The organism is Comamonas sp. CAH-2 (assembly GCF_009668305.1).
Lineage (GTDB): Bacteria > Pseudomonadota > Gammaproteobacteria > Burkholderiales > Burkholderiaceae_C > Comamonas > Comamonas aquatica.
Genome location: NZ_VSWF01000047.1, coordinates 1 through 19,489, shown reverse-complemented (window position 1 = coordinate 19,489; position 19,489 = coordinate 1). Strand labels below are relative to the sequence as shown.

At 70.3% G+C, this 19,489-nt stretch carries 17 protein-coding genes and 1 pseudogene; 3 read left to right on the top strand and 15 right to left on the bottom strand.

What is annotated here, in order from left to right:
• Positions 1-152: 152 nt before the first annotated feature.
• The 3 genes and pseudogenes from FYM52_RS19210 to tsaB form a co-directional block, all read right to left on the bottom strand.
• Positions 153-407, bottom strand: a pseudogene (locus tag FYM52_RS19210) (hypothetical protein); the annotation flags it as partial.
• Positions 408-829: 422 nt separating this feature from the next.
• Positions 830-1,339 carry a ribosomal protein S18-alanine N-acetyltransferase gene (rimI, locus tag FYM52_RS17190; protein WP_179954969.1) on the bottom strand — a complete coding sequence of 170 codons (510 nt, stop codon included), beginning with the start codon at positions 1,337-1,339 and terminating at the stop codon, positions 830-832.
• Positions 1,336-2,034, bottom strand: coding sequence for a tRNA (adenosine(37)-N6)-threonylcarbamoyltransferase complex dimerization subunit type 1 TsaB (tsaB, locus tag FYM52_RS17185; RefSeq protein ID WP_154164964.1), 699 nt, complete (start codon positions 2,032-2,034; stop codon positions 1,336-1,338). The genes rimI and tsaB overlap by 4 nt, the downstream gene beginning before the upstream one ends.
• Before the next feature lie 167 nt (positions 2,035-2,201).
• Between tsaB and dacB the strand changes: the two genes are divergently transcribed.
• Positions 2,202-3,614, top strand: coding sequence for a D-alanyl-D-alanine carboxypeptidase/D-alanyl-D-alanine-endopeptidase (gene dacB / locus FYM52_RS17180; RefSeq protein ID WP_238826255.1), 1,413 nt, complete (start codon positions 2,202-2,204; stop codon positions 3,612-3,614).
• Between the two features lie 66 nt (positions 3,615-3,680).
• On the opposite strand, the gene FYM52_RS17175 is transcribed toward dacB, so the two are convergent.
• From FYM52_RS17175 to purE, 6 genes are all read right to left on the bottom strand, one after another.
• Entirely contained in the window at positions 3,681-4,592 is a 912-nt protein-coding gene (locus tag FYM52_RS17175) for a glycerophosphodiester phosphodiesterase (RefSeq protein ID WP_154164962.1), read from the bottom strand.
• A 2-nt stretch (positions 4,593-4,594) separates the two neighbouring features.
• Entirely contained in the window at positions 4,595-6,304 is a 1,710-nt protein-coding gene (locus FYM52_RS17170; protein ID WP_154164961.1) for a hypothetical protein, read from the bottom strand.
• Positions 6,305-6,349: 45 nt separating this feature from the next.
• Positions 6,350-7,195: a hypothetical protein gene (locus FYM52_RS17165; protein WP_154164960.1), complete on the bottom strand. Its 846-nt coding sequence runs from the start codon at positions 7,193-7,195 to the stop codon at positions 6,350-6,352.
• A gap of 183 nt (positions 7,196-7,378) precedes the next feature.
• Positions 7,379-8,377 carry an L-threonylcarbamoyladenylate synthase gene (locus FYM52_RS17160; RefSeq protein ID WP_162524766.1) on the bottom strand — a complete coding sequence of 333 codons (999 nt, stop codon included), beginning with the start codon at positions 8,375-8,377 and terminating at the stop codon, positions 7,379-7,381.
• Between the two features lie 9 nt (positions 8,378-8,386).
• A complete protein-coding gene (locus FYM52_RS17155) occupies positions 8,387-9,559 on the bottom strand; it encodes a 5-(carboxyamino)imidazole ribonucleotide synthase (protein ID WP_154164959.1) in 1,173 nt (390 codons plus the stop codon).
• The gene (gene purE, locus FYM52_RS17150) at positions 9,556-10,050 is read right to left on the bottom strand and encodes a 5-(carboxyamino)imidazole ribonucleotide mutase (RefSeq protein ID WP_042416303.1); all 495 of its coding nucleotides are present in this window, start codon (positions 10,048-10,050) and stop codon (positions 9,556-9,558) included. The genes FYM52_RS17155 and purE overlap by 4 nt, the downstream gene beginning before the upstream one ends.
• 256 nt (positions 10,051-10,306) lie before the next feature.
• Between purE and FYM52_RS17145 the strand changes: the two genes are divergently transcribed.
• Both FYM52_RS17145 and FYM52_RS17140 read left to right on the top strand, forming a co-directional pair.
• Complete coding sequence (locus FYM52_RS17145; RefSeq protein ID WP_154164958.1) at positions 10,307-11,263, top strand: tetratricopeptide repeat protein; 957 nt, start codon at positions 10,307-10,309, stop codon at positions 11,261-11,263.
• A gap of 89 nt (positions 11,264-11,352) precedes the next feature.
• Positions 11,353-12,321: a nuclease-related domain-containing protein gene (locus FYM52_RS17140; protein ID WP_154164957.1), complete on the top strand. Its 969-nt coding sequence runs from the start codon at positions 11,353-11,355 to the stop codon at positions 12,319-12,321.
• Between the two features lie 46 nt (positions 12,322-12,367).
• Here FYM52_RS17140 and FYM52_RS17135 read toward each other — a convergent pair whose 3' ends face one another.
• The 6 genes from FYM52_RS17135 to FYM52_RS17110 all read right to left on the bottom strand — a co-directional run bounded on the left by FYM52_RS17135 (position 12,368) and on the right by FYM52_RS17110 (position 19,475).
• Positions 12,368-12,721, bottom strand: coding sequence for a ribbon-helix-helix domain-containing protein (locus FYM52_RS17135; RefSeq protein ID WP_042416309.1), 354 nt, complete (start codon positions 12,719-12,721; stop codon positions 12,368-12,370).
• A 147-nt stretch (positions 12,722-12,868) separates the two neighbouring features.
• Entirely contained in the window at positions 12,869-13,450 is a 582-nt protein-coding gene (locus FYM52_RS17130; RefSeq protein WP_042416312.1) for a DJ-1/PfpI family protein, read from the bottom strand.
• Between the two features lie 136 nt (positions 13,451-13,586).
• Positions 13,587-14,108 carry an NUDIX hydrolase gene (locus FYM52_RS17125; RefSeq protein ID WP_043378465.1) on the bottom strand — a complete coding sequence of 174 codons (522 nt, stop codon included), beginning with the start codon at positions 14,106-14,108 and terminating at the stop codon, positions 13,587-13,589.
• A gap of 60 nt (positions 14,109-14,168) precedes the next feature.
• Positions 14,169-14,699 carry a GNAT family N-acetyltransferase gene (locus tag FYM52_RS17120; RefSeq protein WP_042416318.1) on the bottom strand — a complete coding sequence of 177 codons (531 nt, stop codon included), beginning with the start codon at positions 14,697-14,699 and terminating at the stop codon, positions 14,169-14,171.
• Positions 14,700-14,710: 11 nt separating this feature from the next.
• Positions 14,711-15,748 (bottom strand): HD domain-containing phosphohydrolase, encoded by a 1,038-nt coding sequence (locus FYM52_RS17115; protein WP_154164956.1) that lies wholly within the window; start codon positions 15,746-15,748, stop codon positions 14,711-14,713.
• Complete coding sequence (locus tag FYM52_RS17110) at positions 15,723-19,475, bottom strand: PAS domain S-box protein (protein ID WP_154164955.1); 3,753 nt, start codon at positions 19,473-19,475, stop codon at positions 15,723-15,725. The genes FYM52_RS17115 and FYM52_RS17110 overlap by 26 nt, the downstream gene beginning before the upstream one ends.
• Positions 19,476-19,489: the final 14 nt, after the last annotated feature.

The following is a 19,489-nucleotide window of genomic DNA, read 5'->3' as shown; positions in this document are numbered from 1 at the left end:
GCAGCGACTTCTTGGTGGACGACGAGGACGACCCACGCAGCGTGCGCGTGGCCTTCATCCTGAACCAGCACAACACCGAGCTGAAAAGCTGCGGCGTGCGGTGAACGCAACAGGTAGGCCGGGTCGTAGCTGACCACGGCGGGCGTGCCGTGCAACTGGTGCACCTGGGCGCGCAGGCGGCCCAGGGCTTCCTCGCTGCCCAGCACGGCGCGGGCCGCATGCAGGCCCAGCACCAGCACGCGCGCCGGGCGGGTGTGCTGCAGGCAGTGCGGCAGGGACTGGTCCAGCGGCTGCCAGTCCACCGCCTCGGCGGCCAGGCCGGCGGCCGACAAGGCTTCGCTGCCGGGACGCTGCACCACGGCGATCCAGACATGGGCGCTGTGGTGCAGGCGCAGGGCGCGCAGCATGTTGTCCAGCAGCTTGCCACTGTCCCCGGTCAGCGGGGCGCCGGGGTGCGGGCCTTCCCAGATCACCAGCCAGCCATCGTCGGCGCTGCCGCCACTGGCCTGGGGATAGGCCTGCACGGCAGGGGCCATGCGCCAGGCGGTGGCCGGCGCGGCCTCGGCCGCCGGGGCGGGCACCCCCTGGGCACGGGGCTGCGGCGCAGGCGCTGCCACCGTCACAGCGGCGGCGACGGGCGTGGGGGCTGCAGTGGGCGCTGGGGGCGTGGCAGGGTGTACGGCGACCGCGGGCGCCGCCACCGGGTCCGCCACGGCCACCACCGCGACGGCCGGGCCCGCAGCGGGCACGGGCGCAACCGCTGCGGGCTTGGGCCACCAGATGGTGATGCCCATGTCCTGCAGCATGGCGCGTTGGCGGGTGTCGAGGTTCAGGGCCATAGGGACATGCTCATCAAGATGGCGGTTTCACGTTCGCCATGGTGCACCGGATAGTACTTCTTGCGCGCCCCCACCTGGACAAATCCATAGTGTTCGTACAAACGGCGTGCGCGCTGGTTGCTTTCGCGCACCTCCAGCCACAGCCACTGGGCGTGGGCGGTGTGGCGGCTCCAGTCGCACAGGGCCCCCAGCAGCGTGCGGGCCAGGCCCTGGCCCTGGTGCAGCGGCGAGACCGTGAGGTTCAGCAGGTGTACCTCGTCCAGGATCTGCATCGCAACAAAGTAGCCCAGCACGGTGTCCCCGTCCAGCAGCACCTGCGCGTGGTAGCCGCTGCGCAGCGCATCGGCAAAGTTGCCGCGGGACCACGGGTGGGTGAAGGCCACGTTCTCAATGGTCAGGATGCAGTCCAGCAGCTCCTCGGTCATGGGCTGCAGCGCGCAGGGCAGGGCCAGCGGCGGCACCGCAGGCGCGGGTAGCGGCGAGGGCTGGCGGTGCATCATGCGTGCGGGGCAGGTTGGCTGGCGGCCCGTGCGGCTTCGCGCTCGGCCGTGGTCAGGGCCACCTTATCGCGGATGTACAGCGGCAGGGCGTAGGAAGCGTCCACCAAGTGACCGTCGGCCATCAGCCGTGGTGCCAGGCGCAGCAGGGCGGTGGCCGTGGGCAGGGCCACCCGGTGTGCCGCCTGGGGCGCCAGGCGCTCGGCATAGGCGGCCTGTGCGTTGCCCACCACGCTCAGCCCTTCGGGCACCTGCAGGGTCTCGGGGGCGCACAGGCCCAGGGCGTGGGTGGCGTGCCAGAGGCCATTGGCCCAGCGGTAGCCGGCGTGGTAGACCTCGGACATGCGCGCGTCCAGCACCGCCATGACGTCGGTCAGGCCATGCTGCTCGCGGGCCTCTTCGGCCACAGCCAGCAGGGTGTCGACGGGCAGCAGCGGCTTGCCGGCCCCCAGGGCCAGCCCCTGGGCAATCGCGCAGGCGGTGCGCAGGCCAGTGAAGGACCCCGGCCCGCGGCCGAAGACGATGGCATCCAGGTCCGTGAACTGCAGGCCCAGCGCCTGCAGGCCTTGCTGGATGCTGGGCAGCAGGGTGGCCGAGGAGTTGGCGCCGCCGGCCGCCTGGTGCTGCCACAGCGCTGTCCCGCGCTGCAGGGCGATGAACAAGGTGTCGGTGCTGGTGTCGAAGGCAAGCAGATTCATGGGGTGGGCGGCCAGGGCAGAGGGCGCACGCGGTGGCGCCAAAGCTGCGAATTATCGGCCGGTGGCGGCGCGCGCGTGCGGGCCCTGGCGCAAACCCGCGTGGCGCACGCTGGCCGGTGCAGCCCCTACACTTTGCGGCTATGTCTGAACGTATGTGGTGGCGCAGCATGCGCCTGGGGGTGGCGGGCGTGGTGTTCGCCGCCGGTGGTGGGGCGCTGGCCCAGTCCTTGCCGGCGCCGGTGGAGGCCGCGCTGGCGCGTGCGCAGATTCCGCGCGAGGCCGTGTCCATCTATGCCGCGCCGGTGGAGGCGCAGCGGCCGGTGCGCCTGGCGTGGCAGACCCGCACGGCGATGAACCCGGCCTCGGTCATGAAGCTGGTGACCACCTACGCCGCCCTGGAGCAACTGGGCCCGGCCTATGTCTGGCGCACGCCGGTCTATCTGGATGGTGTGGTGGACCAGGGCGCATTCCGGGGCACGGTCTACATCCAGGGCGCGGGCGACCCCAAGCTGGTGTCCGAGCGGCTGTGGCTGCTGCTGGGACGCCTGCAGGGCATGGGGGTCAAGGTCATCGTCGGCGATGTGGTGCTGGACCACAGCGCGTTCCAGGTCTCCAGCCACGATGCGGCGGCTTTCGACAACGAACCCTTCCGGCCCTACAACGCGGGCCCCGACGCCCTGCTGATCAACTACAAGACCCAGGTGCTGGGCTTCATCCCGGACCCGTCCGCGGGCGTGGCACGTATCCACTACGAGCTGCCGATGGCGGGCGTGCAGGCGCCGGCCAGCGTGCCCCTGGCCCCGGCCGGCACGGCCTGCGGCGACTGGCGCACCCAGCTGCAGGCCGACTGGAGCGACCCGCAGCGCATCCAGCTGCTGGGTCGCTACCCGGCCAGCTGTGGCGACAAGAACTGGCCCGTGGCCCTGGCCGGCCCCGAGCGCTTTGCCGCGCGGGCCGTGGAGGGCATGTGGCGCAGCATGGGCGGGCAGATCACCGGCCGCGTGCGCGATGGCCAGGTGCCGCCGGGCCTGAAACCCGCCTGGGACAGCGTTTCGCCCGCCCTGGGCGAGGTGGTGCGCGACATCAACAAGTTCAGCAACAACGTGATGACGCAGCAGCTGCTGCTGACCCTGGGCAAGGAACGCATGGGCGTGGGCAGCTTTGATGCCGGGCGCACGGCCCTGTCCCAGTGGTGGCAGCTGCGCTGGGCGGCGGCCGAGATGCCGGTGGTGGACAACGGCGCGGGCCTGAGCCGCAACGCCCGCATCAGCGCCCAGGCCCTGGGGCGCATGCTGCAGGCGGCCTGGCATTCGGCGGTGATGCCGGAGTTCGTGGCCTCGCTGCCGATTTCCGGCACGGACGGCACCTTGCGCCGCAGCAAGGCCAGCGCCAACGCCCACCTGAAGACCGGCTCGCTGCGCGATGTGAACAGCCTGGCGGGCTATGTGCATGGCTACAGCGGCCAGCGCTATGTGCTGGTGGCCATGGTCAACCACCCGAATGCCGGGGCCGCCCGACCGGTGCTGGATGCCTTGGTGGACTGGGTAGCCCAGGACGGGGCGGCCGTGGCGCAACGCTGAGTCGTGGGCCCGGGGTAGAAAAAAACCGGCCCCAGGCCGGTTTTTTCATGGCGCGGCCCGTGCGGCTCAGCCCACCACCTGGGCGCAGAAGCTGGCCGGGTCGCCGTCGATGATGGCTCCCGTGGGCAGCAGGCCGCGCTCGCGCAGCAGGCGGCGCAGGTCCTGGGCGTGTTCGCGGTCGCCGCGCAGGCTGTAGGTGAACACGGGCATGCCGATGTGCGCCGCATCGGCAAACAGGTTCGGGTTGGCGCGCAGCGAGTAGATGTCCACGTGCAGGCCCACGGGCTTGCCGACCTCGCGCTGCAGCTGGCCCAGCACCTTGGGTGAGATGTCCGGGCTCTTGAGCAGGTGTGCGCGCGAGGCGGTGCGCTTGTCGCTCAGCGCGATGCTCACCTTGTCGGTGGCCACGGCACCCAGGTAGGCCTGGGCATCGAGCTTGCGCACGCACTTGAGGTGGTCGAACTCGGTGGCGCTGATGGTCCACTGGCCGGACGGCAACTGGCCCAGCAGTTCACCGACCACGGCCTCGGCCGTCTGGCAGTTGCGGTGCTCTTCCTTGATTTCCACATTCAGCACCTTGCCGCTGCGCTGCACGGCGGGCAGCAGGTCACGCAGGAAGGGCGCGGTCTCGCCGGTGAGCTTGCCGTCGCGGTCGCGCAGGCGCACCTCGCGCCAGGCTTCGCTGGGCAGCTGGCGCACGGCCCGGCCCTTGATGCTGGTGGTGCGGGTGGTTAGTGCATCGTGGTGCACGGCCAGGCCGCCATCGGCCAGGGTCTGCACATCGATCTCGGCGCCCTCCCAGCTGCCGCGCACGGCCGCTTCCACGGCGGAGCGGCTGTTTTCCGGATGGCCGGGGGCACCCCGGTGGGCGAACAGTTCCATGCCCAGGCAGGCGGCCTGGGCCGTGGGCAGCAGGCTGAGGGACACGCACAGCAGGCCCAGGCTGCGCAGGAGGGGGGTGCGGGAGGAAACTGGCATGACTAGTCCTTGGGGCGGTAGCCGAAGGTGATGCCCTGCAGGTAGTGCACGCGCAGGTGTTCGTTGTACGGGTAGGCATAGCCCTGGCCCACGGCCACCACGTGCAGGGCGTTGACGATGGCCGGCGCCAGCGGCAGGCTGCGCTGCTGCTGGGCATCGTCGGCCTGGTTGCGTTGCAGGGTCTGGGCGGTCAGGGTCTGGTACAGCTCGGACGTGGTGACGCTGTTGTCCATGTGGCTCAGCGTGGTCCAGATGCCTGCCGCCAGCACGAAGGGCACCAGCAGGATTGCCCAGCCCAGGCGCGGCAGCACGGCGGCCGGTATCTGGCGTGCCGCCAGGCGCAGGGTCAGTTTGCACAGCAGGTAGACCAGCTTGCCCAGGTGGCCGATGCCGCCCAGCAGCGAGCACAGCAGCGCGATCGGCGGCACCAGGGCGGCGCGCGTGGCGTCCAGCCCCTGGGCGGCGTTGCTGCCGCCGTCGGCAAAGGTGGCCAGGGGGGCGTTGTATTTGGCCGCTTCGGTGCGGGCCCGGGCCATGCGCATGGGGTCGTACAGCTGGCGGCGAAAGCCTTCGGCATCGGTGCTCAGGGGCACGCTGGTGCCGGCGGGCAGCTTCAACTGGTCGCGCAGCTCGGCCTGCACGGCCGGGTGGGCGGTGAAGGCCGCCTGCGACAGGCCGGGCGCAATGCGCTGGCCGCGCACCTTCACCTCGGGCACTTGGCCATGGAAGCGGCTGCGCACCTTGCGGTCTACGGCGGCGCGAAAGCCGGCCTCGTCGCGCAAGTCCCAGTCACTGGGCACGGGCACGCGCTGGCGCACACTCTGGCGCACCCGGCCCTCGTAGGCGCCGGGCACGGTGGAGGGGGTCCAGCCGCGCTTGCCCAGGTCGCTCAGGTAATCGTTCCAGGCCTTGCGGTGCTGCTTGGCCACCTCGGCCTCCACATCCACATTGGCGCTGCCCAGCTTGCTGTAGTCGCGCCATTGCTTGGCCACACCGTCCATGGCCTGCTGGTAGCTGCGGTAGTAGCCCTGGATGCCGCCGGCCTGGTGGCCCACGTGCTCGGCAATCAGCGTCAGCTTGGCATGCTCGATCTTGCGGTCCAGCTCCTGCACCGAGGCCGCCATGGCCGGGAACAGCGCCAAGAAGGCCTTGCCTTCGGGGCGGGCGTAGAGGCCGGCGTCTTGCTCCATGCCGGTCAGCTGCACGCGGCCGTCGACGATGGCTTGCTGTATCAGCGTGATGTTCAGCGCCTGGCGGCGGAATTCGGTGGAGCGCGAGGCCACGATCCCGTCCACCAGCTGCTGCAGCCCCAGGTAGACCCCGCCCACGGTCAGGCCGCACAGCAGCAGCACGACCCCCATCTGGGGTGTGGCCGCCCGGCCCAGGCGCACGCGGCGTGCACGCCAGGTCAGCAGCCCCTGCAGCACCACCAGGGCCACGGCAATGCCCGAGAGCAGGCGCCCGGAGATTTCGATGTGGTGCACATCGTCGGCGCTGGCGCCGCCGCCCACCACATCCAGCAGGCGGGCGTTGAAGGCCAGCTCGAACGCCAGGTAGAGGGCCGTGAGCAGGATCAGGCCCACCAGGGTGGCCGTGGACAGGCCTGGGAGCGGGGGCTGCGGCGCCGTGGGCGCCGGCGTGGCGTCGCGGGCGCGCGGGGCGGTGGACGCCCCGGGCAGCAGGGCGTCGCGCAAGGTGGTGGGTTGGGACAAGGCGGTCACGATGGCAGGCACAGGCCCCCGCAGGGGCCCGGCGGTTTACTTGGTCAGGTCGACGGTGATGGTGGGTTTGATCTCGGTGCCGAAGTCGAGGTTTTGCGGCGTCTGTGGGGCCGTGCGGGCGCTGGCCGGGGCCGCCGCCGCGGGGCGTGCCCGTGGGCGCAGTGCGGGCTCGGCCGCAGGCGCTGGGGCGGGTGTGGCGCGCGGGGTGCTGCTGGTGGCACTGGCGGCGGGGCGCTGGCGCAGCTGGGCCGCCGATGGGGCGAACGGGGGGCCCGGCTGGTAGCGGTCCCCGGGGGGCTGGCCTGCAGGGTCCTGGCTGCCCACGGGGCCGGGCAGGCTGGTGACGCCCGGGGGCAGCACCACGTCCGGGCGGCGGCCCAGCTTGCCGTCGCGGTAGACAAAGCGGCTGACGCGGCTGCCGACCGTGAAGTCGATGTACTGCTCCACGCGGCCGGTCTGCACCAGCGGCTCCACCCCGGTGCAGGGCATGTCCAGGTCCCACACGGCCGCCTGGGATTTGCCGGCCACGCTCACCAGCCGGTACTGGCGGCCGCATTGCGGGGTGTCGATCAGCAGCAGGATGTTGGTGGCCGTGCCCACCTGGCTGACGTGGGCGATGCGGCCACCGCGCAGGGCGCCCAGGTCCACGACACGGGCCAGGGTGCCGAACTTCAGGCTCCACTGGTCGCCCATGCGGCGCAGGGTGACGCTGGTCTGGCCATCGGGCAGCGGGCGGCTGTCCATGACGGTGCCGAACAGTTCGGGCAGGTCGGCGCTGAGGATGGTGTGGCCGCGGTGGTCGTACTTGACGGCGCAGCCCGACAGGGCCAGCAGGCTCGCCAGGGTCAGCAGCGACGCGGTGGTGCGAAAGCTAGGGTGCATGGTGGTCGTTCTGCAAGCGACAGCCGCAGACGGCACAGGGGCGCGCATCCGGGCCGGGCCGAATGGCCCGCATGCAGTCCTCCCGGCTACACAGGGTTTCGGCCTCTGAAAGCCGATAAATGTAACTGGTTTGTCACGAATGCTCCACCGCCTGCGGCCGGCGGTGCCGGCCGGGTGGGGGCGTCAGCCGGCCGCAGCGGCGCGCTGCAGGCGGTCGCGCACGCCTTCCCAGTCGGCGCTGTCGGGCGGGGTCTCGATCCAGATCAGCCGCACGCCCAGTTCGTCGAAGTCGCGCAGCGTGCCAAACAGCTCGCGCGCCGTGGCCAGGGCGTCGTCGGGCATGGCGCGCAGGTGGATGGCGCGGCTGGCGGACCGCAGCGGGCTGCGGTGGTAGACGGCAATGTGCCGGCCCTCGGGGCCCAGCAGGTCCAGCGCGGATTGCAGCTGTCCGGCGTCCATCAGGCGCACCTTGGCATTCGGTGCGTAATGGGCCAAAAGTGTGCCTGATGCGCGCGGGGTCTGCGCAGGCAGCTCTTCTTTCGAGAGTGGTCGGGTGCCGCACGCACGTTCAATGTCGTCGCGTGTGATGGCGCCGGGGCGCAGCAGCACGGGCACGCCGCGCGTGCAGTCGACGATGGTCGATTCAATGCCGACCTCGCAGGCGCCACCGTCCAGCACCAGCAGCGCGTCGCCAAACTCGGCGGCCACGTGCTGGGCGGTGGTGGGGCTGACGCGGCCGAACTTGTTGGCGCTGGGGGCGGAGACCCCCCAGACCGGCGGATCCAGCTGCTGGCAGGCCTGCAGCACCGCATGGGCCACGGGGTGGGACGGGCAGCGCAGGCCCACGCTGTCCTGGCCGCCGGTCGAGGCCTGGGCGGCCTGCGGCAGGCGCGGCAGGATCAGCGTCAGCGGGCCGGGCCAGAACGCGTCGATCAGCTGCTGGGCAAACACCGGCACGGCCTGGGCATAGCGGGTGATGGCGGCGGCGTCGGCCACGTGCACGATCAGCGGATGGTTGGCCGGGCGCCCCTTGGCGGCAAAGATCTGCGCCACGGCCGCGTCGTTGTCGCTGTCGGCGGCCAGGCCGTAGACCGTTTCGGTGGGCAGGCCCAACAGCTGGCCTTGTTGCAGGGCCAGCGCAGCGGCTTGCACCGAGGCGTCCAGCGTTCCATCCAGAATCACGTCAGTTCCTTAAAACGCCGGGATGCCGAGGATGTCGGCGGCCTTCAGCGCAGTGGCGCGGGCCTGCTCGGGCGTGGCCGCGGTGATGTTCAGGTGGCCCATCTTGCGGGCGCGCTTGGCATCGACCTTGCCGTACAGGTGCAGGTGGGCGCCGGGCAGGGCCAGAATCTGCTCCCAGGCGGGCGTCTGGGGGCTGTCGCCGTGCTTGAACCACAAGTCGCCAAGCAGGTTCAGCATGACGGTGGCGCTGTGCTGGCGCGGCTGCACCAGGGGCAGGTTGGTCATGCAGCGCACCTGCAGCTCGAACTGCGACACGTCCAGCGCGTTCTGGCTGTAGTGACCGCTGTTGTGCGGGCGCGGGGCGATCTCGTTGACCACCAGCTGGCCGTTGTCCAGCACAAAGAATTCGACGCACAGCACGCCCACGTAGTCGAGGCCGATAGCTACGGATTTCGCAGCGGCTACCGCTTGCTCAGCCTGCGCTGCGGGCAAATTGCCTTCATACACCTCGGTCACGGCCAGGATGCCGTCGCGGTGCAGGTTGCGTTGCACCGGCAGGTGGACGATGGTGCCGTCCCGGCCACGCGCCACGATGACCGAGCATTCGTGCGCCAGCGGCAGCATTTTCTCGAGCACGCAGGCCACCTGGCCCAGTTCGTTCCAACCCGCCACCAGCTTGTCGCGGGTCTTGACGCGGATCTGGCCCTTGCCGTCGTAGCCCATGCGTGCGGTCTTCAGGATGCCGGGCAGCAGCGCGTCGTTGACGGCCGCCAGTTGCTCGGCCGTTTCGATCACGGCGTAGGGCGCGCAGGGCACGCCGCACTTCACGAAGTGGGCCTTCTCGGCCGCGCGGTCCTGGGCGATCGCCACGGCCGCGCCGGCGGGCGACACGGGCAGGCGCTCGGCCAGCTGGATCAAGGAACCCGCTGGCACGTTCTCGAATTCGGTGGTCACGGCGGCGCACTGCTGGGCCAGCTCGGCCAGGCCCTTGGGGTCTTCGTAGCCGGTGCGCACATGGTGGTGGCTGACCCGGCCGGCGGGGCTGGTGGCGTCGGGGTCCAGCACGGCGGTGAAGTAGCCCATGGCCTGGGCGGCGTGGGCAAACATGCGGCCCAGTTGGCCGCCGCCCAGCACGCCCAGCGTCGCGCCGGGCAGGATCACTTGCGTGTCATTGGCGCTCATGCGTTCACCGGCAGGGTCATGGCGCGCGCGGCGTCGGTCTGCTCGGCGCGGAAGGCGTTGAGCTGGGCGCGCAGCGCGGGGTCTTCGTTGGCCAGCAGGGCCACGGCAAACAGGGCCGCGTTGGCGGCACCGGCATTGCCGATGGCAAACGTCGCCACGGGCACGCCCTTGGGCATCTGCACGATGGAGTGCAGCGAATCCACGCCCTGCAGGTGGCGGCTGGCCACGGGCACACCCAGCACGGGCACGGGGGTCTTGGCGGCAATCATGCCGGGCAGGTGGGCGGCGCCACCGGCCCCGGCGATGATGGCCTTCAGGCCACGCTCGGCCGCAGCTTCGGCGTAGCGGAACATGTCATCCGGCATGCGGTGGGCGGAAACCACCTGCGCTTCGAAAGCGATACCGAACTGCTGGAGGATGGCTACTGCGTGCTGCATCGTGTCCCAGTCGCTGCTGGAACCCATGACGACGCCGATCTGGATGGGGTTCATGTTCTCTGTGGGGCGGCTGTGGCCCGGCCTAGTGGAACCCGCGATTTTACTTTTATGGGGGCGCCCGCGCGCGCGCAGGGTCGTGCGGGGGCGGAGCCGCCCGCCCAGGCTTGAAATTGCGCCGCCTTCCCCCACGTCTGAAGGCATCTGCGCCCAGGGATGGCGGGGCCGTGATTTGCTGGAGAATCGACGGGTCCGCGCCATGGGTGCGCTAACACGGAGGGCGCTGGGCGCGCTCCGCCACAGGGTTGCCAACATGATTGACGTCACCATTGAGAATTTTGAAGCCGAGGTGGTCACCGCCTCCATGACCACCCCGGTGCTGGTGGACTTCTGGGCCACCTGGTGCGGCCCCTGCAAGACCCTGGTGCCGACGCTGGAGAAGCTGGAGACCGCGTACGCCGGCCGCTTCACGCTGGCCAAGGTGGATGTGGATGCCAACCAGCAGATCGCCGGCATGTTCGGTATCCGCAGCGTGCCCACCTGCGTGCTGATGGTCGGTGGCCGTCCCGTGGACGGCTTCATGGGCGCCCAGACCGAAGGCCAGGTGCGCGAATTCCTGGACAAGCACCTGCCCAGCGCCGGTGAGCTGCAGGCCGAGGCCGAAGTGGACGAAGCCCAGCAGATGCTGGAGTCCGGCGACACCCAGGCCGCGCTGCAGAAGCTGGCCGAGGCCCTGGCGGCCGACCCCGCCAACGACGATGCACGCTTTGACTATGTGCGCCTGCTGATCGCCACCGGGGGCTACGAGGAAGCGGCCGGCCTGCTGGTCGAGCCGCTCAAGCGCATTCCCCAGGCGCTGCGCTTCGAGGCGCTGCACCAGTGGCTGCAGTGCATGCAGTTCGTACAGCAGGACGAGCGCGGCAACTGGCCGCTGGAGCAGTTCGATGCGGCCATCGCCCAGAACAAGCGCGATTTCGACACCCGCTTTGCCAAGGCCCAGGTGCTGGCGGCCGAAGGCCAGTGGACCGCGTCCATGGACGAGCTGCTGGAGATCATCCTGCGCGACAAGGAGTGGAACGGCCAGGCGGCGCGCAAGCTGCTGGTCGGCATCCTGGAGTTGCTGACGCCGCCCAAGCCCAAGAAGCAGGACGCCGTGCCCGGCAAGAGCGCCGGCGGCATTGAGCTGCTGGGCAAGGGCGCGGGCGAGCAGGACGCGGCCACGGCCCTGGTCAACAGCTACCGCCGCAAGCTGAGCATGGCGCTGAACTGAGCGCCCCGGCGCCCGTTGGTCGAGGAGCCCTTGTGGCTCCTTTTTTGTGCCCGTTATGCTGGGCGCCGCAACAACAGCAGGAGGCGGGCATGGCGGCGATGTGGCAACAACTTCACGGCGTGATGGGGCTTTGGCTGCTGCTGGCCGTGGGCCTGACGCTGCTGTCCGGCGTGCTGCGCTCCGCCCGCTTCAAGGGCTGGCTGGGCGAGCGCCTGGTGCGCCGCTGGCTGGCGCAGGGGCTGGACCCGCAGCACTACCACGCGCTGCACGACCTGACGCTGCGGCTGCCCGATGGCAGCACCACACAGATCGACCATGTGGTGGTCTCGGTGCACGGCGTGTTTGTGCTGGAGACCAAGCACCTGCAGGGCTGGATCTTTGGTGCGGAGCGGCAGCAGGACTGGACGCAGACCTTCTACCGCCATCGCGTGCGCTTCCAAAACCCGCTGCGCCAGAACTGGCGCCACCTCAAGGCCCTGGAGACGCTGCTGGACGTGCCGCTGGCCCACCTGCATTCGGTGGTGGTGCTGACGGGCACGGCCCAGTTCAAGACCGCCATGCCGGCCCAGGTGGTGCAGGGCGCGGCGGTCGTGCCCTATGTGCGCAGCTTCAACGCCCAACTGCTGGCGCCCGAGGCGGTGCAGCGCATTCTGCAGCAGTTGGACGCGCAGCGCCTGGCACCGACCCGCGCCACGCACCGTGCCCATGTGGCCCAGCTGCGCCAGCGCCATGCGCGGCCCGAGGGGCCGGCGCTCGCGCCCGTGCCTGCCACGACAACGGCCCCCGCGCCGGCTGCGGCGCTGCAGCCGCCACGCGGCCGTACGGCAGCCATGGTGGAGGCCACCACCCCAGGGTGGACGGAACCGGTGCTGCACCCAGACCCCGCGCCCACGATGCCGGAGGCGGCACCCTCCTGCCCGCGCTGCGCGGCGCCCCTGGTGGCGCGCAGCCTGTCGCGCGATGGCGGGGACCCGCTGTATTTCTGGCGCTGCCAGCGCTTTCCCGAGTGCCGCCACATGCAGCCGCGCACGGTGCAGGTCTTGCCGCTGGAGGAATGAGAGCGCCCAACGCGCGCTGGATATGGGTTAGAGGCCAAAAATACCCTCAATGGCGCAGGGCCGCGGCAGGCACCGAGGCCTGCGCGCTGGGGCGCAGGCTGCGCACGGGGATGCTGCGGTCCTGCGGAATCTCGCCCGACAGCTGCAGCGCCAGATAGCGCGTGCAGCACACACGCAGGAAGGAGGCGAAGTTGTCGATGGCGCCGCGCTCGGCCAGCAGTTCGTCGTAGAGCTTGGTGCACAGCTGCGGCACGGTGTAGCCGTCGCGGCTGGCGATCTCCTCCAGCACCTGCCAGAACAGGTTTTCCAGGCGGATGCTGGTGGCCACACCGTGCAGGCGCAGCGAGCGCGCGCGGTGGGCGTAGAGCTGCGGGTCCGCGCTGATGAAGACTTGGCACATGGTGGGCTCCCGGAGGACGGTCAGGCCGCCATGGTGGGCGCGCGGGCGGTCCGCGTCAATGCGGGTTTGCCGCCGCAAAAAGAGAAGCTGCTGGCGCAGGCCAGCAGCGCCTTACACGCATTTTTCACGCAGAACGTTTGCCTGGGCTCAGTGGCTGATGCGTGTGCCCAGCAGGGCCAGGAACTGCGCCAGCCAGGCCGGGTGGGCGGGCCAGGCCGGGGCGCTGACCAGGTTGCCCTCGGTGTGGGCCTGGTCCACGGGGATGTCGGCGTAGGTGCCGCCGGCCAGTTCGACCTCGGCGCGGCAGGCCGGATAGGCCGAGCAGGTGCGCCCCCGCAGCACGCCGGCGCCGGCCAGCAGCTGGGCGCCATGGCAGACCGCCGCCACGGGCTTGTGGGTGTCGAAGAAATGGCGCACGGCCGCGCAGACGGCGGGGTCGTTGCGCAGGTACTCGGGGCCACGACCGCCGGGGATGACCAGGGCGTCGTACTGGGCGACCTGCAGGTCGGCAAAGCTGGCGTTCAGCGTGAAGTTGTGGCCCGGCTTCTCGCTGTAGGTCTGCGCACCTTCGAAGTCGTGGATGGCGGTCTTGATGTGGTCGCCGGCCTTCTTGCCGGGGCAGACCGCATGCACGGTGTGGCCCACGGCCAGCAGCGTCTGGAAGGGGACCATGGTTTCATAGTCCTCGCAGTAGTCGCCGCAGATCATCAGAATTTTCTTGGCTGCCATGGTGTCTCCTGGAATGGTTGTGGTGGCCATTCATTGTGGAAGTCACGGGCAGGTCGGGGGTATTAATGGGTTACTACAGCGGACCGCGGCGCACCCATCCCCCTGGGGTGTGCCACCGCTGCCGGGCCGTGCCGGTCTACAGGCGGGCCAGCAGGTCCTGGGTGTGTTCGGTGGGCTGGGGCACCGAGTAGATGCTGGGGTCGGCCTGGATCAGGCGGGCGTCGAAGCGCTGGCCCGCCAGGTAGTCGCGCACGGACTGCAGCACCACGGGGCTGCGGTGCAGGTGGGCCGTGGCCTGCAGCTCCTCCAGCGACAGCCACACGGTGCGCACGATGCCCTGGTCCAGCACGCGGTGGGCGTGGTGCTGGCCCAGCTCGCCGGTGAAGGCAAAGCGCATGTAGGTGATGTCCGAACCGGTGCGGGTGCGGATGAAGCGGTTCATGTAGATGCCGACCAGGGCCGTGGGCTCAAAGCTGTAGGCGGTCTCTTCCAGCACCTCGCGCGTGCAGGCCTGCAGCGGGGTCTCGGCAGGGTCCAGGTGACCGGCGGGGGTGTTCAGGCGCAGACCGTCGGCCGTGTTTTCTTCCACCAGCAAGAAGCGCTGGTCACGCTCGATCACGGCCGAGACCGTGACATTGGGTTTCCATCGGTTAGGCATGCGGGCATTATCGCGAGCCCGTCGGGCTGGCCTGTCAGCTAAATCCGCATCTGTCAGAAATCAGAGCGCTGCCGTCATGTACGTGGCGCCCGGACCGTAGGTTTCGAGGTGCATGGACTGTTGTGCATCCAGCACGGGTTTTACAGAAAAACCTTGACGTTCCCAGTACGTCTGTGAGCCCTGGACCGACACCAGGGCCGCCTGCTGCACGCCGCGCTGGCGCGCCGCGGCAAACAGGTGCTGCACCAGGTGGCGGGCCACGCCCTGGCCGCTCAGCTCCGGCAGGACCGACATGTCGTGCAGGTACAGCACGTGGGGGCCGGGTGCGGGGGCGCTGAAGTCGCCATCGAGCGGCGTGATCTTGCCGGGGTTGGACCAGTAGGCCGCCAGGTAGGCCAGCAGTGCGGTCTGGCCCGGGCGCACCACGCCGATGGAGCATTGGTGGGGGCAGGCCAGCCGGCGCGCGAACACCGCCGGGCTTTCCTGGAAGCTGTCGCCGTAGCAGACCGTCTGCACGTGCAGCAGGCTGTCGATGTCGTGCGCGCCCAGCGGGCGCAGCGTCCAGGAGGCAGGCAGGGTGGGCGCGGTCATGGGGGCAATTATCAGAGACAGTCCTCGATGGCGAGCTCTGGCATTTCATCGCTCCAGCGTTGGCGTATGGCTTCCAGTTCGTGGCGCAAGCCCAGGAAGACCGGCACCAGGTCGGGGTCGAAATGCCGGCCCGACTGGGCGGCGATGTGCGCCAGGGCCTCGTCCACCGACCAGGCGCGCTTGTAGGGGCGGACCGAGGTCAGGGCGTCGAACACATCGGCGATCGCCACCATGCGCGCTGCCAGCGGAATGGCCGTGCCGCGCAGGCCCAGCGGGTAGCCGCTGCCGTCCCACTTCTCGTGGTGGGCCAGGGCGATGGTGCGTGCCAGCTGGAGGACGCCGTCCTCGTGCGCACCGATGATCTCGGCGCCAATCGCCGGGTGTTGGCGCATGATCTGCCATTCGCTGTCATTCAGCGGACCGGGCTTGAGCAGCACGGCATCGGGCACGCCGATCTTGCCCACGTCGTGCATGGGGGCCGCGTGCAGCAGCTCGTCGGCCCATTCCTGGCTGCAGCCGATGGCCAGGGCCAGGGCCTGGGCAAAGTGGCTCATGCGCAGCACGTGCATGCCGGTCTCGTTGTCCTTGTACTCGGCCGCGCGGCCCAGGCACTGCACGATCTGCAGCCGCGACTGGCGCAGCGCCTCGGCACGCACCAGGGACAGGTGGGTGCGGATGCGGGCCCGCACCACGGGCGCCCGCACGGGCTTGACGATGTAGTCCACGCCGCCGGCCTCGAAGCCCTCGGCCTCGTCGCCCATTTCGGACAGGGCCGAGACAAAGATCACCGGGGTGCCACGGGTCTCGGGCCGGGCCTTGAGCTGGCGGCAGACGTCGTAGCCGTTGAGCTGCGGCATCATGATGTCCAGCAGGATCAGGTCCGGCGGCTGGTGCTGCGCCAGCTGCAGCGCCCGGGTGCCGTCGGTGGCAAATTGCAGGCGGTAGTCATCGCCCAGGATCTGCCGCAGCACGTGCAGGTTGGTGGGCTCATCGTCGACCAGCAGCAGGCGGGGCCTGCGATCTTCATGGCTGGGGGGCGAGGTGGGCATGGGGTTCGTCATCGACACAGGTTTCCAGGCGGGTGGACAGGGTACGCACGCATTCCAGCGCCCGTTCAAATTCAAACAAATCCAGGGCCTCCAGCAGGGCCACAAGTTCCGGTGCAGGCAGCAACTGCTGCACGGCCTGCAGGGCCGGGCTGGCGATTTCGCCCTGCTGCAGGGCCTCGCCGAGCGCGTGCAGCGCGGCCAGGGCCTGGGATTGCTGCGCGGGGGACAGCGTGGCAGCAGTCCGTGGCGGTGCGGCGGGCGTGGCGGCCGGTGCGCTGGCGCGCAGCAAGGCCTCTACCTGGGCCAGGGCCTTGGCCAGTTGCGGCAGCTGGGGCTCCAGCGCGGCGCGGTCCTGATGCTGGGCATCGTGTTCCATCTGGGCCAGCAGGGTCTGCAGGGGCTGCAGGCCCAGGTTGCCGGCGGCGCCGCGCATGCGGTGCACGGTGGTGCGGATGCCTTCCCAGTCGCCCTGTTGCACCCGTTGGCGCAGCTCCTGGGTGCGGCCGTGCTGCTCACCCAGAAAGCGGGTCCAGGCGGCGCGCAGGGGCTCGACCCCGCCCCAGAGCGCCAGCCCCGCGTCCCAGTCGGCCACGCTGCCGTCCAGCGCGTAGGCCGAGGCGGTCGCGGGGGCGGCCGCCTGCAGGGGCGCGCCGGCAGGTGTGGCGGGGGGGTGTTCGGACAGCACGCGCGCCATTTCGGCCATCAGCTTGGGCAGCTCCAGCGGCTTGGTGGCAAAGCCGTCCATGCCGGCGGCGTCGGAGTTCTGCCGGTCCTGGGCCAGCACGCTGGCCGACAGGGCGATGATGGGCATGTGGCGCTGGCCGTGTGCGGCCTCCCAGTGGCGGATGCTGCGTGCGGCCTCCAGGCCATCCATGTGGGGCATCTGCAGGTCCATCAGGATCAGGTCGAAATCCTGCGTCTGGCGCAGCCGCACGGCTTCGTGCCCGTCGTGGGCCAGGGCCACGTTGTGGCCGTAGCGCTGCATCACGACCTGCAGCAGCTCCAGGTTTTGCGGCACGTCGTCGACCGCCAGGATGCGCAGCGCGGGCAGCGTGGCGCCGTGGGCCGCGGGGAGGCGGCGCTCCGGCGCCTGCCCGGCCGGCAGCGGCAGCTGCACCAGGAATTCCGTGCCGGCGCCCAGCTGGCTGCGCACGCTGATCTGGCCGCCCATCAGCTGGGTCAGCTGGCGCGAGATGGTGGTCCCCAGGCCCGTGCCGCCGTAACGGCGGGTGGTGGACGCATCGGCCTGCGCAAACGGGTCGAAGATGTGTGACAGCTTTTCCTGGGCGATGCCGATGCCCGTGTCCTGCACGCGCAGCTGCAGCATGCCCTGGTGGTAGCCGACCTCCAGCAGCACGTGGCCGCGCTCGGTAAATTTCACGGCATTGCCCATCAGGTTGGTCAGCACCTGCTGGATGCGCAGCGCATCGCCGCGCAGGTAGGCCGGCACCTGCGGCTGGATGTCCAGCAGCAGGTGCAGCCCCTTCTTTTCCGCCTGGATGCGCAGGGTGCCGACCACCAGGTGGCAGACGTCGGCCACCACGAAGTCCTCTTCCTCCAATTGCACCGCGCCCTTGTCCAGCTTGGCGGTGTCCAGGATGTCGTTGAGCAGGCGCAGCATGGAGCGCGCCGAGCGATAGACGGTTTCCACATAGCGCTGCTGGGTGGCGCCCAGCGGGGTGTCCAGCAGGGTCTCGGAGAAGCCGATGATGGCGTTCATCGGCGTGCGGATCTCGTGGCTCATGTTGGCCAGGAAGGTGCTGCGCGCGGCGGCGGCGGCCTCGGCCTTTTCCTTGGCCTGCAGCAAGGCGTCGGACAGGGTGCGGCTGGCGGTGATGTCGGTCAGCAACTGGGTGATGCGCAAGGTCTTGCCACCGGCGTCCAGGATGGGGCTGAAGGTGGTCTGCACCCACAGCAGCTCGCCGTGCTTGACGCGCGCCTGGCATTCGAGGCTGGCAAAGTCCCCGCGCTGCAGCTGTTGCCACATCAGGGCGGTCTCGGCGTGGCACTGCGGGGTGTCCAGGCAGAACAGGTGGTAGTGCTCGCCCTGCACCTCGTCCAGGCTGTAGCCGAACATCTCGAGGAAGTTCTGGTTGGCGTGCAGCACGTGGCCGTCCAGGCTGTATTCGACGACCGCCACCGCACGGTTGATGGCAGTCACCGTGCCTTCGAATTCGGCGTTGCGCGCCTTGGTCTCGGTGTGGTCGATGAGCACGCCGTCGATCCAGCGCAGTTGCCCGTCCTCGTCGTACACACCGCGCCCGCTTTCGCGCACCCAGCGCACGCTGCCATCGCGGTGGCGCAGTCGGTATTCGTGGCTGTAGGCCACGCCGGCATCGATGGCACTGTACACGGCCTCGGTCAGCCCGGGGATGTCCTGGGACAGCACCAGCGCCTCCATGCGCTGGGGCTGCGACAGCAGGGCCTCGGCGGGCCAGCCGGTGAGCGTTTCCACCGGCTTGCTCAGGAACAGCGGCTGCCAGATGCCACGGCCCGCGCGGCGAAAGGTGACGCCGGGGATGTTGCTGATCAGGGTGCGGTGCTGTTCCTCGCTGTGGCGCAGCGAGGCCTCCATGGCGCGGCGCTGGCGGATGTCGGTCAGAAAGCCGACGAACAGGGGCGGCCCCTCGGTCAGCACGCGGCCCACGGCCAGGCGCACGGCGACCTGTTCGCCCTCCTTGTGCAGGGCATGGACCTCGCGCCCGGAGCCGATGATGCTGGTGGCCCCGGTGCGCAGGTGGCGCTGCAGGTAGCCGTCGTGCGCCTGCTGGTCGGTCGGCGGCATCAGCATGCTGACGTTCCGGCCCAGGACTTCCGCGGCGGACCAGCCCAGCAGGCGCTCGGCCGCCGGGTTGAAGGCGCAGATGCGGCCATCGCCCTCGATCATGATGATGCCGTCCACCGCCGTGTCGACCACGGCGCGCAGGCGCGCTTCGCTGCGGCGGATCTGCGCAAACAGTTCGCTCCAGCGCACGATCAGGTTGACGCCCAGGGCCAGCAGGCCCAGCGCCAGGCAGACCGCAGCCGTGACCAGCACCAGCGGCCAGTAGTTGGGGGCCAGCGGATCGGGGGCGACGGTATCGCCCACGGGCCAGTAGATGGCGCCCATGGCGGCGTAGTGCATGCCCGAGACCGACAGGCCCAGCAGAGCCCCGCTGAGCATGGTGGTGGTGCGCAGGCGGACGCCGGCCTGCAGCAGGCGCTGGTGCAGCGCCAGGCCTGCCGTGGCCAGGCCCACGCCCACCACCACGGCCAGCAGCAGCCCCAGGGGCGCGTAGCGGATGGAGCTGGCCGCATCCGAGGCGGCCATGCCGCCGAAGTGCATGGCGGCCACCCCGGCGCCGAACAGGCTGCCGCTGAGCAGCAGGCGCGGCCAGGGCGCCGGGCGCTGCAGCGCCCGCATCACCCACGCGGCGGCCAGCAGGCTGGGCAGGGCCGACAGCGTGCTCAGCAGCGTGGAGAAGCTGCCGTTGGCGCAGGGGGTAAAGGCCAGCATGCCGATGAAATGCATGCTCCAGATGCCGCCCCCCAGGCAGCAGGCCCCCGAGGCCTGGGCCAGGTTGCGGGTGGTGGCGCGCCGCGCCTTGCGTGCCAGTCCGGCCATGTGCAGGGCCATGCTGGCGCTGCAGACGGCCACGATGACCGAAATGGCCACCAGCAGCGGGTCCATCCAGGCCCATTGCATGGGGACGTGGTGGGTGGGGTCGGTCAGGAGGTGTATCCACATAGCAGCTTGCACAC

Coding starts and splice junctions, on each gene's coding strand:
- rimI (WP_179954969.1), bottom strand. CDS start 1,339: ATGATGCACCGCCAGCCCTCGCCGCTACCCGCGCCTGCGGTGCCGCCG.
- tsaB (WP_154164964.1), bottom strand. CDS start 2,034: ATGAATCTGCTTGCCTTCGACACCAGCACCGACACCTTGTTCATCGCC.
- dacB (WP_238826255.1), top strand. CDS start 2,202: ATGCGCCTGGGGGTGGCGGGCGTGGTGTTCGCCGCCGGTGGTGGGGCG.
- FYM52_RS17175 (WP_154164962.1), bottom strand. CDS start 4,592: ATGCCAGTTTCCTCCCGCACCCCCCTCCTGCGCAGCCTGGGCCTGCTG.
- FYM52_RS17165 (WP_154164960.1), bottom strand. CDS start 7,195: ATGCACCCTAGCTTTCGCACCACCGCGTCGCTGCTGACCCTGGCGAGC.
- FYM52_RS17155 (WP_154164959.1), bottom strand. CDS start 9,559: ATGAGCGCCAATGACACGCAAGTGATCCTGCCCGGCGCGACGCTGGGC.
- purE (WP_042416303.1), bottom strand. CDS start 10,050: ATGAACCCCATCCAGATCGGCGTCGTCATGGGTTCCAGCAGCGACTGG.
- FYM52_RS17145 (WP_154164958.1), top strand. CDS start 10,307: ATGATTGACGTCACCATTGAGAATTTTGAAGCCGAGGTGGTCACCGCC.
- FYM52_RS17140 (WP_154164957.1), top strand. CDS start 11,353: ATGGCGGCGATGTGGCAACAACTTCACGGCGTGATGGGGCTTTGGCTG.
- FYM52_RS17135 (WP_042416309.1), bottom strand. CDS start 12,721: ATGTGCCAAGTCTTCATCAGCGCGGACCCGCAGCTCTACGCCCACCGC.
- FYM52_RS17130 (WP_042416312.1), bottom strand. CDS start 13,450: ATGGCAGCCAAGAAAATTCTGATGATCTGCGGCGACTACTGCGAGGAC.
- FYM52_RS17125 (WP_043378465.1), bottom strand. CDS start 14,108: ATGCCTAACCGATGGAAACCCAATGTCACGGTCTCGGCCGTGATCGAG.
- FYM52_RS17120 (WP_042416318.1), bottom strand. CDS start 14,699: ATGACCGCGCCCACCCTGCCTGCCTCCTGGACGCTGCGCCCGCTGGGC.
- FYM52_RS17115 (WP_154164956.1), bottom strand. CDS start 15,748: ATGCCCACCTCGCCCCCCAGCCATGAAGATCGCAGGCCCCGCCTGCTG.
- FYM52_RS17110 (WP_154164955.1), bottom strand. CDS start 19,475: ATGTGGATACACCTCCTGACCGACCCCACCCACCACGTCCCCATGCAA.